Origin of the sequence: Kitasatospora sp. NPDC049285, assembly GCF_040678815.1 — a bacterium.
In the GTDB taxonomy this organism is placed as follows: domain Bacteria; phylum Actinomycetota; class Actinomycetes; order Streptomycetales; family Streptomycetaceae; genus Kitasatospora.
On record NZ_JBFAQR010000009.1, the window covers coordinates 24,609 to 41,544 of the forward strand.

The window sequence follows — 16,936 nt, forward strand, 5'->3', positions numbered from 1 at the left end:
CACCTTGGTTGTCATGACTGAGGCTTCGATCTCCGCCGCTCCCACGTTCGGCATCTTCGACTCGGGGGACGGCCCGCTCGCCTACCGCGACGCCGGCCCCCGCGACGGCCACCCGCTGGTCCTGCTGCACAGCGGCTTCGTCGACCACACCGAGTTCGACGACCTGATCCCCGCGTTCGCCGCGGCCGGCTACCGGGTGATCGCCCCGGACGCCCGCGGCCACGGCTGGTCCGCCAACGCGAGCCGCCCGTTCCGGCAGACCGACGACCTCGCCGCGCTGCTGCGCCACCTCGACCTGGGCGAGCCCGCCGTCCTGGCCGGCGTCTCGATGGGCGGCATGATCGGCATCGACACCGCCGCGGAACACCCGGAACTGGTCCGCGCCCTGCTGATCAGCGGCCGCGGCCTCTGCCAGCCCGACCCGGCCGACGACCCCTGGTACGCCGCCATGGTGGACGCCCAGCACACCGCCCTCGCGGCCGGCGACATCCCCGCCTGGCAGGACGCCTTCGCCGCGTTCGCCACCGGACCCACCCGCACCGTCGCGGAACTCGACGCCGCGATGCTCGGCCGGATCAAGGAGATGGCGCTGCGCACCCTGCTGAAGCACACCCCCGACGAGGACCCCGCCCTCTGCGTCCCGGTCCCCGGCCTCACCCAGCGCCTCGACGAGTTCACCCTCCCGGTCCTCGCCCTCAACGGCGCCCTCGACAGCCCCGCCTGCCTCAACACCGTCACCAAGCTGATGGACGGCATCCCGCACGGCCGCACCCTCACCCTCCCCGGCACCGGCCACTACACCTCCCTGGAACGCCCCGAGGAGTTCACCCGCACCCTGCTGGACTTCCTCACCGAGGTCCACGCGTAGCGTCCGCGGGGCCCGGGCGGCGGGGTGGGGTCGGGTCCAGGTAGACGCGGGTGACGGCGGGGACGGCGTCGCGGACGGCCTGGTCGGCCTGGTCGCAGGCGGTCTCCACGTCGGCGGCGGTGGCCAGGTCGGCGAAGTCGACCTTGGCGGCGACCAGGACGTCGTCGGGGCCGTAGACGCTGGTCACCAGGTCGAGGACGGCGACCACCTGGGGCTGCGCGGCCAGCGTCTCGGCGATCCGCTGCTCGAAGCGCTCGGGCAGGGCGCGGCCGATCAGCAGCGAGGCGTTGTCGCGGGCCAGCACGTAGGCGACCCACGCCAGCAGCAGTCCGATCAGCACCGAGGCCAGGCCGTCCCAGAGCGGGTCGCCGGTGAGCTGGGCGAGCAGCAGGCCGAGGAAGGCGATCAGCAGGCCGATCAGGGCGGCGGTGTCCTCCAGGAAGACCGCCTTCACCGTGGTGTCCGGGGTGTGCCGCAGGTAGCGGTAGCCGCCGACGCCCAGCCGGGCGGTGTCGCCGCGCAGTTGACGGACCGTCCGGGAGAGCGAGACGGACTCCAGGCCGAACGAGACGGCGAGGATCAGGTAGGACAGGGACGGGCTGCCGAGGTCCTCGCCGTCCCGCAGGGTGTGGATGCCGTCGTGGACGGAGAACACCGCGCCGCCGACGAAGGTGGCGAAGGAGGCGAGCAGCGCCCACAGGTAGCGCTCGCGGCCGTAGCCGAGCGGGTGCCGGTCGTCGGCGGGCCGGCTGCTGCGCTTCAGCGAGAAGAAGAGCAGCACCTCGGTGACGGTGTCGGCGAAGGAGTGCGCGGCCTCGGAGAGCATCGCGCTGGAGCCGCTGATCGCCCCGGCGACCACCTTGGCGAGGGCGATGCCCAGGTTGGCCAGCCCGGCCACGATCACCGTGGTGACGCTCTCCTGCCCGCCGCCGTCCCGCTGCTCGCTCACAACGCGCCAGTATGTCCTATTTGCTGAGGTATTACCGGGCTGTCCACAGGGGTTCTTGGTGAATGCTTTACTCTTTCATTGCCATCCCTCGACCCGGCAGGAGTCCCGCCCGTGCACTGGCTCGACCCCACCCAGCTGATCTCGACCTTCGGCCTGCTCGGCATCCTGGCGATCGTCTTCGCCGAGTCCGGCCTGCTGATCGGCTTCTTCCTGCCGGGCGACTCCCTGCTGTTCACCACCGGCCTGCTGGTGGCCGGCGGCACGCTGCTGCAGCAGCCGATCTGGCTGGTCTGCCTGCTGGTGGTGCTGGCCGCGATCGCGGGCGACCAGGTCGGCTACCTGTTCGGCCGCCGGGTCGGGCCGAGCCTGTTCAACCGGCCCGAGTCCCGGCTGTTCAAGCAGGAGAACGTGGAGCGGGCCGGCGCCTTCTTCGAACGGCACGGCCCCAAGGCGGTGGTGCTGGCCCGGTTCGTGCCGATCGTGCGGACCTTCACCCCGATCGTCGCGGGCGTCGGGCGGATGAACTACCGCGCCTTCGCGCTCTGCAACGTGCTCGGCGGCGTGCTCTGGGGCGCCGGAATCACGGCGCTCGGCTACTTCCTCGGCCAGGTCGACTTCGTCCGGGAGAACATCGAACTCATCTGCCTGGCCATCGTGTTGGTCTCGGTGCTGCCCGTCGCCGCCGAGCTGCTGCGGGCCCGCCGCGGCGCCGCCCAGGGCGGCTGACCTCCGTCGGGGCCACCCCGTTGTTCGCACCGCCGCCCCCGATCGGGCAAGGTGGGAGCCACGAGGTGGCCCGAGGAGCAGCGGCCGCCGGGGAGGCGGAGGACCACCGTGGCCGACAGCGAGCAGGAGCGCGCACCCGGCAAGGACGCGCCGCCCACCGAAGGGCTGCTCGGACCGGACGCCCCACCCGTCGAACGCCCCGTCAGCGTTCCGCACGCACCCGCGCCCGCGCAGACCGAGGGCCTGCTCGGCCACGCCGTACCGGACGCCGCGGAGACCGTCCGGGCCCGCAACCCGCTCGTCCAGGACACCCTCACCCCCGAGGAGTGGGACGCCGCCGGGTACACCCCCGCCGTCGGCCTGGACCTCTCCGAGCTGCACAAGGGCGCCCCCGGCGACGCGCCCTGGCCGGACCGGATGCGCACCCTGCTGCGCACGCCGATGGTCGACCGCCCGGCGTTCGAACGCACCGCGCGCGAACTGCACCCCTCGGCCGGCGCCAGCCGCAACGTGCCGCGCATCCTCGACCTCTCGCTGCGGATCGGCGAACTGCTGCTCGCCAGCGGCGAGGCCGCCGAGGACGTGGAGGCCGCGATGCTCGGCATCGCGCACGCCTACCGGCTCGACCACTGCGAACCGCAGGTCACCTTCACCCTGATCTCGATCTCCCACCAGCCCTCGCTGATCGACCCGCCGGTCACCGCCGACCGGGTGGTGCGCCGCCGCACCTCCGACTACACCCGGCTCGCCGCGGTCTACCGGCTGGTCGCCGACATCACCGCCGAGCAGGTCACCGTCAACGACGCCTACCGGCGGCTCGCGGAGATCCGGCGCAACCGCCACCCGTACCCGGTCTGGCTGCTCGCCCTGGCCACCGGGCTGCTGGCCGGCGCCGCGACCTTCCTGGTCGGCGGCCAGATCGACGGCAAGGCCTGGCTGGTCTTCGCCAGCGCCTTCGTCACCGCCGTGGTCGGCGACCGGCTGGCCTCCCTCATCGCCCGGCGCGGCCTGCCCGAGTTCTACCAGTTCGTGGTCGCCGCGATGCCCGCCGCGCTCTGCGGCATCCTGCTCTCCTTCAACGAACTGCACCTGCGCGGCTCGGTGGTGATCACCGGCGGACTGTTCGCGCTGCTGCCCGGCCGGGCCATGGTCGCCGCCGTCCAGGACGGCCTGACCGGCTTCTACATCACCGCCGCCGCCCGGCTGCTGGAGGTGATGTACCTGATCGCGGGCATCGTCATCGGCGTGATGCTGGTGCTGTACATCGGCGTCAACTACAACGCCAAGCTGCGCCCCGACGAGAGCCTCGGCGGCCAGACCAACCCGCCGCTGCAACTGGTCGCGGCGATGGTGCTGGCGCTGGCCTTCGCCATGCTGCTGCAGACCGACCGGGCCATGCTGCCGATCGTCGCCCTCAACTCCGGGATCGGCTGGTCCACCTACGGGGTGCTGGTCAACGCCGACATCTCGCCGATCATCGCCACCGGCCTGGCGGCCGGCCTGGTCGGCCTCTTCGGCCAACTGCTGGCCCGTTACCGCTCGGCCTCCGCGCTGCCGTACGTGACCCCCGCGATCGGCCCGCTGATGCCCGGTTCGGCGCTGTACCTCGGCATGCTGGCGTTCGCCCAGGGCCACGCCAGCAGCGGCCTGGTCTCCGCCTCCCGGGCCGTCGCGCTCGCCCTGGCGCTGGCGATCGGCGTCAACCTCGGTGGCGAGGTGGCCCGACTGTTCCTGAAGAACCCCGGTGCCAGCGACCGCGAGGCCGTGCCCGTGCTGATCCCGCGCCGCGCCGCGAAACGCACCCGCGGCTTCTGACCCGGCGTCACGCCCGCCCCGGCGGCCGCGCGAGGCCACCCCGACCCGAAGGCACCACCGATGATCAGTGCACTGCTCGACGGCTACCGCGAACACATCGTGGACGCCCACAAGCAACCGCTGTTCCTGCTGCTCGTCGGCTTCATCACCTCCTTCGTCTGCATCCGGTTCAGCGTGCGGATGATCCGCGCCCAGGTCCGCTGGTGGCCGGGCAACATCACCCCCGGCGGCCTGCACATCCACCACATGGTCTTCGGGCTGGGCTTCCTGCTGCTCGGCGGCATCGGGGTCTTCGCCACCAACGGCGGCCACCCCTGGATCGACTGGTTCGGCCTGGCCTTCGGCATCGGCTGCGGCCTGGTGCTGGACGAGTTCGCGCTGATCCTGCACCTGGACGACGTCTACTGGAGCGAGCAGGGCCGCAAGTCGGTGGACGCGGTGATCCTCGGCATCCTGCTCACCGCGCTGCTGCTCACCGGCTACGTCCCGCTCGGCGTGGTGCCCGGGGACGTCACCCGCTGGGGGCTGTTCGCGGTGATCTCGGGCAACGCCGTGGTCTGCCTGGTCGCGCTGTTCAAGGGCAAGGTGTGGACCGGGCTGCTCGGCATCATGGTGCCCGGCCTGTCCTGGATCGGCGCGATCCGGCTGGCCCGGCCCGGCAGCCCGTGGGCGCGCTGGCGCTACACCGGCCGGCCCCGGCGGATGGCGCGGGCGGTCCGGCGCGAACGCCGCCTGCACGCGCGGGCCGACCGGGCCCGCAACTGGCTGTGGGACGTGATCGCCGGCGCCCCCGACAAGGTTCCGGCGGGTCACCCCACCGCGCACCGGGTCGCCGAGCGGATGGCCGCCCGGGCCCTCGCCCACCGCCCGGCCGGCAGCCCCGCCGCGGCCCGCCGTTCCGCCGCCGCCACCGGCGCGGCCGCCGCCGGGTCCGCGGCGTCCGCCCTCGCCGCCACCGACCCGGCCCGCAAGGCCCGGGCGCAGTGCCGCCGCCGCACCGTCCGGGCGGGCCGGCCGCGCACCCCGGCCACCCGCAGGGCGCCGGTGCGCTGACTCCCGGGGCGCGCCCGGCTTCAACCGTTCAACGGGTAGCGTTCGTGAACGACCCGTCCCTGTGGGGCAGATGTCCGGCGGAGGTCCGCACCGACAATCCGACATCTCACCCGCGCGGCCGCATGGCGATGGCGCTGAGACATCGTCAGGTCTGAGAATCTTGCGGTGCGTGACCGGATGGTCACGTCATGGGATTTCCGACTGATCGTCAGAACGCCGCGAGAGAGGGTCCGTCATGTCGCGCAGGCTCCTCCCCACGCTCCTGCTCGCCGCCGCCTCGGTGCTCGCCCTGCTGCCCGCCGCCACCGCCCCGGCGGCCCCCGCCACCCGGACCGTCGCCCTGCCCGTCGACGACCCGGAGTCCGGCGGCTCCGCGGCGTACCCGTCGGCGGAGGAGGTCGCCCGGGCCCGGGCCGAGGCCGACGCCAAGGCCGCCGACGCCACCGCCATCGAGGCCCGGCTCACCGCCGCCCAGGCCGAACTGGAGACCGCCGGCCGGGACGCCGAGCAGGCCGTCGAGGCGTACAACGGGGCACTCGTCCGGCTGGCCCGGGCCCGCGCCGACGCCGAAGCCGCGGCCAACCGCTCCACCGCCGCCGAGGCCGACCGCGTCGAGGCCGCCGACCGGGCCGCCGGCCTGCTCGCCGAGATCTACCGGCAGGGCGCTTCTCCCCAACTCTCGGCCATCGAAGCCCTGTTGAGCGCACACGGCACCGGCTCGCGGTCCGCCCAGGCCGCCGCCATCGGGGTGGCCGGCGCGCAGACCCGGCAGATCCTCGACGACGCCACCTCCACCGCGCAGGCCGCCGCCCGCGCCGCCCAGGACGCCCGCACCGCCGAGGACACCGCCGTCCGCGCCGCCGACGCCGTCCGCACCGCCAAGGAACTGGCCGAGACCCGGCTCGCCGCCCAGCAGGCCCAGGTCGCCGAGATCGGCCGCCGCCGCGAGACCCTGCTCGCCGAACTCGCCGCCGCCCGCAACACCAGCGTCGACCTGGAACGCCAGCGCCGCGAGGCACTGGAGGCGATCGCCGCCCGCGAGGCCGAGGAGGCCGCCCGCCGCCAGGAGGCCGAACGCGCCGCCGCCGAGGCCGCCCGGGCCCATGCCGCGCCGCCCCGCGAGAGCCCCTGGTCCGCCGGCGGCGCCGCCGCCGCCCTCGCCTTCGCCCGCTCCGTCATCGGCCTGCCCTACATCTGGGGCGGCGAAGGCCCGGCCGGCTACGACTGCTCCGGCCTGACCATGATGGCCTGGCGCCGCGGCGGCCGTCCCCTCACCCACTTCGCCGCCGACCAGTACGCCGAGTCCACCCCCGTCGGCTACGCCCAACTCCGCCCCGGCGACCTGGTCTTCTGGACCAAGACCGGCCGCGCGGCCGACATCTACCACGTCGCCATCTACCTCGGCGACGACCAGATGATCGAGGCGCCCCGCCCCGGCACCGCCATCAAACAGGCCAGCCTCTGGATCATGGGCCGCCCCGACTTCTACGCCCGCCCCTGAGCTGCTCCGCCGCCGCATGGCCTCGAAAGGGCCGCCCGGGACGGACGTTCAGCGCCTCGTCTCGTACCTGGTCAGGATCACACCGCCGGGAAGCGTCCGGGTCTCCACCAGGTCGAGGCTCACCCAGTTGTCGAGCGCGGTGAAGAACGGCGTGCCGCCGCCCACCAGGACCGGCGCGGTGGCCAGCACGTACTCGTCGATCAGCCCGGCCCGCATGGCCGCCCCGGCGAGCGTCGCGCCGCCGATGTCCATCGCGCCGCCGTCCTCGGCCTTGAGCCGGCCGATCTCGGCGACCGCATCGCCGGTGACCAGCCGGGTGTTCCAGTCGACCTCGTCGATCGTCGAGGAGAACACCACCTTCGACATGTCCCGCCACCGACGCGCGAACTCGATCTCCGCCGGGGTGGCGTCCGGCCGCTGGTCGCCGGTCGGCCAGTAGGAGCTCATCGTCTGCCACAACTTGCGCCCGTACAGCGACAGCTCGGTCGCCTGCAACTGGTCCGACCAGAACTGGAACAGCTCACCGCTCGGCACGCTCCACCCGATGTCGTCGCCGGGCGCGGCGATGTAGCCGTCCAGGGTGAGGTTCATGCCGTAGATCAGTTTCCGCATGGCGCCAGCCTTCCGTGAGTCGGTCTCACGTCTATGGATCGGCACGACGCGGGTGGCGGCCAAGCATGTTGATGCCTTCCGGTGTCAGCGGAGTGCGAGGTGACCCGCGGACTTGACGGTGCGGACGATCGGTTCGGCGTCCAGGGAGAGGATTTCGGGGTGGGCGCCGAGGCGGCGGGTGAGGTAGTGGTGGAGGGCGGCGGGGCCGGGGCAGAGGGCCTGGGCCAGCAGGTTGGTGGGGCCGGTGGTGGCGGCGACCACGGCGAGCTCGCGGTGGGTGGCGAGTGCGGTGGCGATCCGGTCCAGGTGGGCGGGTGGGACGGCCATCCAGAGCAGGGCGCGGGTGGTGATGCCGTACGCCGCCGGATCGATCTCGACGTCGAAGAACAGCGCGCCGCGGGCGCGGAGTTCGGCCACCCGGCGGGCGGCGGTGGCCTGCGAGCAGGCGGCCGCGCGGGCGAGGTCGGCGTACGGGGCGCGGCCGTCGTGGCGCAGCGCGTCGAGCAGCGCGTGGTCGGTGTCGGTGAGCGGCGCGGGCGCCGACCGTTCGGTGAACTCCGGCTGGAGTAGCTCCAGTTGGCGTGGGGTCAGGGCTCCGGTGCGGCCGTGCCAGGCGGACGGGCCGCCGAGGTAGGTGTGCAGCAGGCAGTGCGCGGAGACGGCGGTGATGCCGCGGGTGCGGGGGAGGCGCTGCAGCACCGGCGGGTGCTCGTCCTGCCGGGCCTGTACCAGGGCGAAGATCTGGGTGCCGGCCGAGGTCAGCTTCACCCAGGAGGTCTCCGGGCGGCGGGCCAGCGCCGCGGCCAGTTCCTCCGCCGCTCCGGGTGTCGCGGCGATCCGCACCACCCACTGCGCCCAGCCCACCCGGGCGTGGTCCGGCAGTCCGACCACCCGCAGCCCGGCGGTCTCCCGCAGCCGCTGGTGGCGCCGCGCCACGGTCTGGGTGGAGACCCCCAGCACCTCGCCGATCCGGCTGAACGGCGCCCGCCCGTCCACCTGCAGCGCCTGCACCAGTTGCTGCTCCAGTTCGTCGAGCATGCCCGTACTCCTTCCCGCGCGGACGTTGATTCTCTCGCCAGAGCCGCTTTCGATGGAAGATTTCCTCCACTGATCCGCCCTGAATGGAACAGCATCCCGCAGCCGCCGCACGCTGGCCGCACCGAGGACACAACCAGGGAGGCAGCACATGAGTGGGGCGGACCGGAGGCGCTGGTGGGCGCTGGTGGCACTGCTGGTCGCGGAGGCGATGAACCTGCTGGACGCGACGATCGTGACGGTCGCGGGGCCGGTGATCCACACCGAACTGGGCGGGGCGGCCGGGCTGATCCCGTGGTTCAACGCGGCGTACACGCTGCCGTTCGCGGTACTGCTGGTCACCGGCGGTCGGCTGGGCGATCTGTTCGGGCGGCGGCGGGTGTTCGCGCTCGGGGTGGCCGGCTTCGCGGCGGCCTCGCTGGCCTGCGCGCTGGCCCCGGACCCGGGGGCGCTGATCGGGATGCGGGCGGTGCAGGGCGCGGCCGCCGCGCTGGTGATCCCGCAGACCATCGGCCTGATCCGGACCATGTTCGACGGCCCCGAACTGGCCCGGGCGATGGGCACCGTGGGCCCGGTGATGGGACTGGCGGCGATCCTCGGACCGGTGCTCGGCGCGGTGCTGACCCGCGCCGACCTGTTCGGCCTCTCCTGGCGTTCGGTGTTCCTGGTCAACCTGCTGCCGGCCGCCGCCGCGCTGGTGGGCGCGACCTTGCTGCCCCCGCACACGGCCACCGCGCGGACCCGGCTCGACCTGCCCGGTACCGTCCTGCTGGCCGCGGCGACCGGCCTGCTCGCCCATCCGCTGCTGGTCACGGCAGGCCGTCCGGCCATCCGCGGGGCCGAACTCGCCTGTGGTGTCGGCCTGGTGGTGCTGTTCGCGGCGCACCAGCGGAGCCGCGCCCGGGCCGGTCGGGCCACCCTGGTCGAGCCGAGCCTGTTCCGCGACCGGGCGTTCCCGGCGGCACTGGCCACCTCGACGCTGTTCTTCGCGGCCATGAACGGCCTGCTGCTGGTGATCGTGCTGCAGGTCCAACTCGGCGCGGGGGCCGGCGTGTTGGCAGCGGGAATGATGCTGCTGCCGTGGTCCGCGGCGATGGCGGCGGGCTCGCTCGCGGCCGGGGCCCGCCTGGTACCGCGGTACGGCGGCACGGTGATGTTCGCCGGGCTGGGGCTGATGGCGCTCGGCCTGCTGGCCGCCGTCGCCGCCTACGGCGCGGCCGGGCCGCACGGCTACCCGTGGCCGCTGCTGCCCGCGCTGGCCCTGGCCGGTCTCGGCAACGGGCTGTTCACCGTGCCGTTCTTCACCACCGCGCTCTCCCGGGTCCGCCCGCACGAGACCGGTTCGGCCGGCGGACTGCTCAACGCCGTCCAGCAACTCGGCGCCACCCTCGGCACCGCCGCGCTCGGCGGCGTCTTCCTCACCGCCCTACGCGCACCCGATGCGGCCGCCGCCTCGCTGCCCGCCGCCCGGCTCGCCTTCACCGCCGCCCTCGGGCTGCTCGGCCTCACCGCGGTGGCGGCTGTTGTTATGACGGGCCGTCAGCCCCGCGGCGCGGAGGGCATCGGCGGGACTGGAGCCGCGAGCGAGGCCGGAGGCGTGGGCGAGGCCGGAGGCGCGGGCAGCGCCGGAGCAGTGGGCCGGGCGGGAGCCGCTGGCCGGGCCGGGCGGAAAACCGGATGCCCGGGCGAGGAGGGCGTCGTACCGTGACCGGATGGGCAACGACGCACGACAGGGCTCCGATCGGGGCATCGAGATCCGGCCGATCGTCCGGGAGGAACTGGCCGTCTGGGACCGGGCGATCGCCCGGGGATTCATGCGGCCGCACGTCGCTCCGGCGTCCGAGTGGCGGGAGGCGCTGTTCGAGCCGGGGCGGATGCAGGCGGCGTTCGACCACGCCGACCAGACGCCGGAGGGGCCGCGCTGCGTGGCGACCTTCCGCAGCTTCGACACCGAGCTGACCGTCCCCGGCGGCGCGCAACTGCCGGTGGACGCCGTCACCGCGGTCACCGTCAGCGCCACCCACCGCCGGCGCGGCCTGCTCAGCGCGATGATGCGGCACGACCTGACCGCCGCCCGGGAGCGCGGCTCGGCCGCCGCGATCCTGATCGCCGCCGAGTACAACATCTACGGCCGGTTCGGCTTCGGCCCGGCCGTCCACGCGGCCGGCTGGCGGGTGGACGTGCTGCGTGCGCGCGGCGTGCGCGCCGGGCTGCCGGTGCACGAGGGCCACCGGATCGACTTCGTCACCCTGGACGAGCTGCGCAAGCTCGGCCCCGAACTGCACGAGCGGTGGCGGCCGACCCAGACCGGCGCGATCGGCCGCCCGGACGCGTGGTGGCGGCTGCGCACCGGCGAGGTGGAGCTGCCCGGCTTCGAGTGGAAGGAGGGCTTCACCGCCGTCCACCGCACCGCCGACGGCACGGTCACCGGCCTGATCAACTACTCGGTCGAGGACGTGTGGGACGGCTCCTACCCGAACTGTCCGCTGGTCGTCCGGGACTTCCTCGCGCTGGACCGGGAGACCGCCAACGCGCTGTGGTCCTTCGCCTTCTCGGTCGACTGGGTGAAGACGGTGGTCGCCCACGGCCTCGGCCCCGGCGACCCGTTGCCGCTGCTGCTGAACGAGCCGCGGGCCGCGAAGCCGCACGAGGAGAACTCGGACTTCACCTGGCTGCGACTGCTCGACCTGCCGGCCGCGTTCGCCGCCCGCCGGTACGCCACCCCCGGCCGTCTGGTGCTCGACGTCACCGACCGCGAGGGCTGGACCGCCGGCCGCTGGGCCCTGGAGACCGCCGCCGACGGCACCGGCCGGATCACCCCCACCGAGGACGCCCCCGACCTGGCCCTCGACACCTCCCAGCTCGCCGTCCTCTACCTCGGCGGCGAGAGCGCGACCCGCCTCGCGGACGCCGCCCTCCTCACCGAACTCCGCCCCGGCGCCGCCACGACCGCGGACACCCTCCTCCGCACCTCCCGCGCCCCCTGGAACCCCGACAGCTTCTGACCCCACGTCACCCCCGCCCGGCCGCCGACAAATCCACTGGCGGCCGGCGGCACGCCCGGGCCACCCTGCGGGCATGGCCAACCGCGCAAACCTCGTCCTCGTCGGGCCGACCGGCTACGAGCTCCTCCGCGACCTTCGACTTGCTCCACGAGGCTTGGCCCGGCTGGGAGTTGCGCTGGTGCCACGACGGCAACGCGCAGCCGGGCGAGTACCTCGGGCTCGCCCCCCGGGTACGTCCGCTCGCCAACTGCCCCGTACCGCAGCGGCTGCCCGCCCGCTGTCCCCGGGGGTCGGCTACTTGACGGCGGTCTTGCCGATGGTCGGGAGGATGAAGTCCTGGATCAGGCCCTTGGCGTCGCGGACGATCGGGCGGAAGACCCGGTAGCGGGAGAGGTTGATGAGGCGGGCGGCCACGGGGGTGGAGCGACGGACGAACTCGCGGGTGCGCTCGGTGTCGGGGGTGCGGTCGAAGACCCAGTAGAGGACGACGACCATCAGGTGCAGCCAGAGCACGTCGGGGAGCAGCTCGACCAGTTCGGCGTCGAGCTTGGGGGCGAGTTCGGAGCCCTCCAGGACCTCGCGGAAGAGGGCCACGGCGGTGGCCCGGGCGGGGTGGGACTCGTTGGAGAACGGGCTGAGCGAGCTGTTGGGGTCGGCCGCGGTGCGGAAGAACTGGGCGGAGAACTCGTGGTACGGCGCGGCGGTGTCCAGCCACGAGACCAGGGCGATCTCCAGGCGCTCGGCGAAGTCCCGGGTGCCCGCCATCCGGAGCCGGGCGTCCGCGGCGTGGTCGTACGTCATCCGGTCGTAGAAGCCCTGGATGAGGAACTCTTTCGCGCTGAAGTAGTAGTAGGCGTTGCCGACCGAGACGCCCGCCTCGGCCGCGATCGCGCGCATCGTGGTCTTCTCGTACCCGCGCTCCTGGAACAGCCGCATCGCGGTCTCCAGGATCAGCGCCCGGGTCGCCTCGCTCTTGTCCGTCTTGGGCTGGGCCCGACCGCCGGGCAGCTCGGAGGTGGGGGGCGCGCCGGTCTCCGGGACGTCCATGTCGCTCGACTTCTCCACGCCAGCCGACCCTACCGGGCCTCGGCCGGGTTGCCCCCGGCCGTTCCCTCGACGCTCTGCAGCTTGCTCATCCGCCCCACCGGAGTCTGGTCCACGATCTCCGAGCCTAGCCCGGATCCGGACAAGTCAGACCCCCTCCGGTGGACGGCGTACCGGGTGCCCCCCGACACCGGGTACGCCGTCCGTACGTCCGGCCGCCCGTCCGGCGCCTCGGGTGCGACGGACGGATCCCCTCCACGGCCTGTTCGCGCTGGTTTCGAACGCGTTCAAAACCTTGCGGGCACGACTCTAGGGCACTCGTTTGAACGCGTTCAAGTCGATCGTGTGGGACGCTCGTCACATGACCGCCGCCCCCGCCCCGCCCCGCCTGCGCGAGGGCTCCGCCGCGGACGCCCCCGCCGTCGCCGCACTGCTCACCGCCAGTCGCCGCGCCGCGTACGCCGGACTCGTCCCGGTCGACGCGCTCGGCTCGGAGGAGGAGCAGCGACTGCTCTGGGAACTGCGACTGTCCGTCGACTACGGGACGCCCGAGCGCACCCCCGTCCTGCTGCTCGCCGAGGACCCGGACGGCACCCTGGCCGGCTTCGCCTACCTGACCCCCGAGGACGACCTGGTCCGGCTGGAACAGTTGCACGTCCGGCCCGGCCGCACCGGCGCCGGCCTCGGCGGCCTCCTCCTCGCCGCCGCCCTGACCCGCTTCGCCGACCACCCGGTCCGCCTCGACGTCCTCGCCGCGAACCACCGCGCCATCACCTTCTACGAACGCCACGGCGCCCGCCGCACCGGCACCGGCACCGCACACTTCCCCGGCGGACTCCGACTGCCGGAGTACGAGTACGGCTGGCACTAGCGGTTCCGGCGCCGGGCCGCACGCAACGCGGTGGCGCGGCCGCGCCCGTGCTCGCGCAGCTCCGGCCGATCACGCCCGGAGAAGCACGTCCCGGTGGCGGGCCACTTCCGCTCGTCGCCTTCTCCGCGGGCCGCCATCCCGCTCGGTGACGAGCCGTCAGGGGCGGCGCAGTGCTTGCGGGAGGGTGGCCAGGAGGGCCAGGGTGGCGGCGGTTGGGGGGAGGAGGTAGGCGGTGGTGGGGGAGGTGTGTTGGGCGAGGGTGCCGGCGAGGGTGGCGCCGGTGGAGATGCCGACCAGGATGGCCGAGACGGCGAGTGCCATGCCCTCGTTCAAGCGGTGGGCGGGGAGCAGTCGTTGGACCAGTGTCATGCCGCTGACCATGGTCGGCGCGGTGCCGCACCCGGCGGCCAGCAGGGCTGCGCCGAGCGGCACCACCCCGGCGCCGGACAGTGCGGCGGTCAGTGGCAGCAGCATCAGTACGGCCATCGCCGCCGCCCCGAGCGCGAGCCGTACCGCTACCGGGCGGCGTGGCCGCACCGCACCGAACGCCAGCCCGGAGACGCAGGACCCGGCCGCGACCAGGGCCAGCAGGACGCCGCCCGCGGACTGGTGGCCGAGTGCGTCGGTGTAGGCGAGCGTGGTCACCTCCTGCGAGCCGAACAGCACTCCGGCCGCGAGGAACGTCAGCAGCACCGCGGGGAAACCGGCCGTCCGCACCAGGGCCGTTGCGCGGGAGGGGCGTTCGGCGCGCGCGGGCAACGGTGGCTCGGTGCCGCGGTGGGCGGCGAACAGCAGGGTGCCGAGGGTGCCGAGGGCCCAGGCGGTGAGCAGTCCGGCCTCGGGGGCGAGGGTGGTGCACAGGGCCATGCCGAGCACCGGGCCGGCCATGAAGCAGAGTTCGTCCAGGGACTGCTCCAGTGCGTTGGCGCGGTGCAGCACCGCGTCGTCCGCGCGGTGCAGGTGGGCCCAGCGGGCGCGGGCCATGCCGCCCAGGTTGGGGCTGGAGCCGGAGAGCGCCCAGCAGAGGAAGAGCGTCCAGGCGGGCGCGTCGGCGCGGACGCAGGACAGCAGCGCGCCGACCGGCAGCGCGGTGGCCAGGACCGCGGGGACGGCGACCCGGGCCTGCCCGAGGCGGTCGACCAGCCGGCCCAGCAGCGGCATCAGCGCGGCGCCCGCCAGCACCCCGACCGCCGAGACCGCCCCGGCCAGCGCGTAGGAGCCGCGCCGGTCGGCGATCAGCACCACGGTGGAGACGCCGTTCATCGCCAGGGCGAGCCGACCGAGCAGCCCGGCCACGGTGAAGGAGAGGCTGCCGGGTGCGGCGAACACCGGTCGGTAGCGGGCGAGTGGGGAGTGCGGGGAGGCTGCGGGCAGGGACAAGCGACGACTCCGGTCGGTGGGAAGGGGGATGTCCACCAGCCTCGGGCCGCGCGGTCGGCGCCGTCCAACACCTGCTCCGCCGGATTCACCGGATCCTGTTGTCAGTCGCCGGGCGGGAACGGCCGGTTGCTACCCTCCCGGCATGCCCCGCGACCTGCACCCCCGCCTGCTGCGCAGCTTCACGGCGGTTGCCGAGACGCTGCACTTCGGCCGCGCCGCCGAGCAGTTGCACCTGGCCCAGCAGGCCGTCAGCCGGGACGTGCAGGCGCTGGAGCGCGAGCTCGGCTGCGCGCTGTTCCACCGCTCCACCCGCAGCGTGGAGTTGACCGAGACGGGCGAGCAGCTACTGCCGAAGGCCCGTCAACTCCTCGAGCTTCAGGCCGAGATCACCGCGTTCGGCGACACCCGGGCGCTGCTGGTGGACGTCAACAGCGCGGGCGGCCCGGACGGCGAACTCACCGCCGAACAGGTGCTCACCGCGGCCCGCACGCTCCGTCCCGACGCCGACCTGCTCGCCCGGTACCACAACGGACTCACCGCCGCCGCACGGGAGTTGACCGCTCACCGGCTGGACGCGTCGTTCGGCCGGTACGCCGGACTGCCCGCCGCCGTCCGGTCCCGGCTGGCGCACACGCCCGTCCGGCTGGAGCGGATGGCGGTCTTCCTGCCACTGGATCATCCGCTGGCCGCGCTGCCCGCCGTCCCGCTGGCCGCGCTCGCCGGACACCCCGTCGACGTGCTGGCCGGCCAGCCCGGCACCGCCGAATGGACCGACCTCGGCCTGCGACTGCTCGCCGAACACGGCCTGACCCCCACCGCCGGACGCACCCCGCCGGTCGGCGCCGCCGAGTTCGCCCGCTACCTGACCCGGCACGGCAGCCCGGTCCTCACCACCGTCGACGGCCCGCGGATCCCCGGCGGCATCGCCCGCCCGCTGGTCGACCCCGTCCCGCTCAGCCTGCTCGGCCTGGTGCACCGCCCCGAACTGCGCCACCCGGGCCTGACCGCCCTGCGCACCGCCGCGGCCCGGCTCGCCGCCGACCACCAGTGGCTGCGCCGACCGCCGGGCAGCTGGCTCCCCACGGAGGACGCCGCGCTACTGCCGGGCTGACCCGGGACCGGCACCAGGCTGACCCCGGACCCGGCGCCGGGCGGCCGCGCGCGGAAACGGCGGCGCCCCCGCCGAGGGGGTGGCGGGGGCGTGACCGGGGTGGAACGTACAGGCGGGCTCAGGAGGCCCGGACGGCGGAGATGTCCAGGGTGAGCTTGACCTTCTCGCCGATCAGCACGCCGCCGGTCTCCAGCGCGGCGTTGTAGGTCAGGCCCCAGGTGGTGCGGTCGACGGTGGTGCCACCCTCGAAGCCGACCCGGTTGGCGCCGTACACGTCGGTGGCCGCGCCGGTGTACTCCAGGTCGAGGATGACCGGACGGCTGGTGCCCTTGATGGTGAGGTCGCCGTGCATCCGGTAGGTGTCACCGTCGATCCGCTCGGCGGAGGTCGACTTGAAGGTGATCTCCGGGTAGGTCTCGGCCTCGAAGAAGTCACCGGTGCGCAGGTGCTCGTCGCGCTGGGCCTGGTTGGTGTTGACCGAGGCGACCTTGATCACCAGCTCGGCGGTGGAGGCGGCCGGGTTGCTGCCGTCCAGGTGCAGCTTGCCCTCGTACTCGGTGAACTCGCCGCGGACGTTGGTGACCATCGCGTGGCGCACCGCGAAGCCGATCTTGCTGTGCGCGGCGTCGATCGCGTAGTCGCCGGTCAGGTGCGCCAGGTCCGGGCCCTCGACGACGGCGGTGGTGGTGGTGTTCTTCGAGCGGTTGAAGATGCCCATGACTTGTCTCCTCCGTGAGGTCGAAGCCATGTTGTTTAGGCTTCAACTTGTTGATGGCTTCACCGTACTCCGATCTGGTTCAAGTTTCAACCACAAAGTTGAAAGTTGGTCGACTTTCCCCCGGGTGGCCCAGTTGCGCCCGTCTGACCTGGGAAGACGCGCGGTTGTCCCCAGCCTGTGGACAACACCCGGCGGAAAACCGTGTGCGCCACGCCACGGCCGCGGTTCACACTGACCGCCGGAACCCG

Annotated in this window: 15 protein-coding genes; 9 read left to right on the forward strand and 6 right to left on the reverse strand. The window is 73.8% G+C overall.

Translation table 11 applies throughout. The features are described from left to right. Positions 1–13 precede the first annotated feature (13 nt). Positions 14–868: an alpha/beta hydrolase gene (locus AB0K51_RS08940; RefSeq protein WP_363452151.1), complete on the forward strand. Its 855-nt coding sequence runs from the start codon at positions 14–16 to the stop codon at positions 866–868. On the opposite strand, the gene AB0K51_RS08945 is transcribed toward AB0K51_RS08940, so the two are convergent. Beyond that, positions 849–1,817: a cation diffusion facilitator family transporter gene (locus tag AB0K51_RS08945; RefSeq protein ID WP_363452153.1), complete on the reverse strand. Its 969-nt coding sequence runs from the start codon at positions 1,815–1,817 to the stop codon at positions 849–851. The two genes, AB0K51_RS08940 and AB0K51_RS08945, sit on opposite strands and share 20 nt — an antisense overlap. 111 nt (positions 1,818–1,928) lie before the next feature. Between AB0K51_RS08945 and AB0K51_RS08950 the strand changes: the two genes are divergently transcribed. The 4 genes from AB0K51_RS08950 (at position 1,929) to AB0K51_RS08965 (ending at position 6,912) form a co-directional block, all read left to right on the forward strand. Continuing rightward, positions 1,929–2,543, forward strand: coding sequence for a VTT domain-containing protein (locus AB0K51_RS08950; RefSeq protein ID WP_363452155.1), 615 nt, complete (start codon positions 1,929–1,931; stop codon positions 2,541–2,543). A gap of 108 nt (positions 2,544–2,651) precedes the next feature. Beyond that, complete coding sequence (locus tag AB0K51_RS08955; RefSeq protein WP_363452157.1) at positions 2,652–4,358, forward strand: threonine/serine exporter family protein; 1,707 nt, start codon at positions 2,652–2,654, stop codon at positions 4,356–4,358. A 60-nt stretch (positions 4,359–4,418) separates the two neighbouring features. Then, positions 4,419–5,411: a hypothetical protein gene (locus tag AB0K51_RS08960; protein WP_363452159.1), complete on the forward strand. Its 993-nt coding sequence runs from the start codon at positions 4,419–4,421 to the stop codon at positions 5,409–5,411. A 235-nt stretch (positions 5,412–5,646) separates the two neighbouring features. Continuing rightward, a complete protein-coding gene (locus AB0K51_RS08965) occupies positions 5,647–6,912 on the forward strand; it encodes an NlpC/P60 family protein (RefSeq protein WP_363452161.1) in 1,266 nt (421 codons plus the stop codon). Positions 6,913–6,960: 48 nt separating this feature from the next. On the opposite strand, the gene AB0K51_RS08970 is transcribed toward AB0K51_RS08965, so the two are convergent. Continuing rightward, positions 6,961–7,524, reverse strand: a complete 564-nt coding sequence (locus AB0K51_RS08970) for a dihydrofolate reductase family protein (protein ID WP_363452163.1) — start codon at positions 7,522–7,524, stop codon at positions 6,961–6,963. A gap of 84 nt (positions 7,525–7,608) precedes the next feature. Then, on the reverse strand, positions 7,609–8,562 hold the full coding sequence (locus AB0K51_RS08975) for an AsnC family transcriptional regulator (RefSeq protein WP_363452165.1): 954 nt from the start codon (positions 8,560–8,562) through the stop codon (positions 7,609–7,611). A 148-nt stretch (positions 8,563–8,710) separates the two neighbouring features. On the opposite strand from AB0K51_RS08975, the gene AB0K51_RS08980 reads away from it, so the two are divergent. Both AB0K51_RS08980 and AB0K51_RS08985 read left to right on the forward strand, forming a co-directional pair. Further along, complete coding sequence (locus AB0K51_RS08980; RefSeq protein ID WP_363452167.1) at positions 8,711–10,267, forward strand: MFS transporter; 1,557 nt, start codon at positions 8,711–8,713, stop codon at positions 10,265–10,267. A gap of 4 nt (positions 10,268–10,271) precedes the next feature. Further along, on the forward strand, positions 10,272–11,564 hold the full coding sequence (locus AB0K51_RS08985; RefSeq protein WP_363452169.1) for a GNAT family N-acetyltransferase: 1,293 nt from the start codon (positions 10,272–10,274) through the stop codon (positions 11,562–11,564). Between the two features lie 294 nt (positions 11,565–11,858). On the opposite strand, the gene AB0K51_RS08990 is transcribed toward AB0K51_RS08985, so the two are convergent. Further along, positions 11,859–12,629 (reverse strand): TetR family transcriptional regulator, encoded by a 771-nt coding sequence (locus AB0K51_RS08990; RefSeq protein ID WP_363452171.1) that lies wholly within the window; start codon positions 12,627–12,629, stop codon positions 11,859–11,861. A 340-nt stretch (positions 12,630–12,969) separates the two neighbouring features. Here AB0K51_RS08990 and AB0K51_RS08995 point away from each other — a divergent pair, with 340 nt between their 5' ends. After that, on the forward strand, positions 12,970–13,479 hold the full coding sequence (locus AB0K51_RS08995) for a GNAT family N-acetyltransferase (protein ID WP_363452173.1): 510 nt from the start codon (positions 12,970–12,972) through the stop codon (positions 13,477–13,479). A gap of 156 nt (positions 13,480–13,635) precedes the next feature. Here the strand turns inward: AB0K51_RS08995 and AB0K51_RS09000 are convergent, their stop codons facing one another. Further along, entirely contained in the window at positions 13,636–14,859 is a 1,224-nt protein-coding gene (locus AB0K51_RS09000; protein ID WP_363452175.1) for an MFS transporter, read from the reverse strand. Between the two features lie 142 nt (positions 14,860–15,001). Here AB0K51_RS09000 and AB0K51_RS09005 point away from each other — a divergent pair, with 142 nt between their 5' ends. Next, the gene (locus AB0K51_RS09005; RefSeq protein WP_363452177.1) at positions 15,002–15,970 is read left to right on the forward strand and encodes a LysR family transcriptional regulator; all 969 of its coding nucleotides are present in this window, start codon (positions 15,002–15,004) and stop codon (positions 15,968–15,970) included. 118 nt (positions 15,971–16,088) lie between these two features. Here the strand turns inward: AB0K51_RS09005 and AB0K51_RS09010 are convergent, their stop codons facing one another. Further along, positions 16,089–16,688, reverse strand: coding sequence for a YceI family protein (locus AB0K51_RS09010; RefSeq protein ID WP_363452179.1), 600 nt, complete (start codon positions 16,686–16,688; stop codon positions 16,089–16,091). Positions 16,689–16,936: the final 248 nt, after the last annotated feature.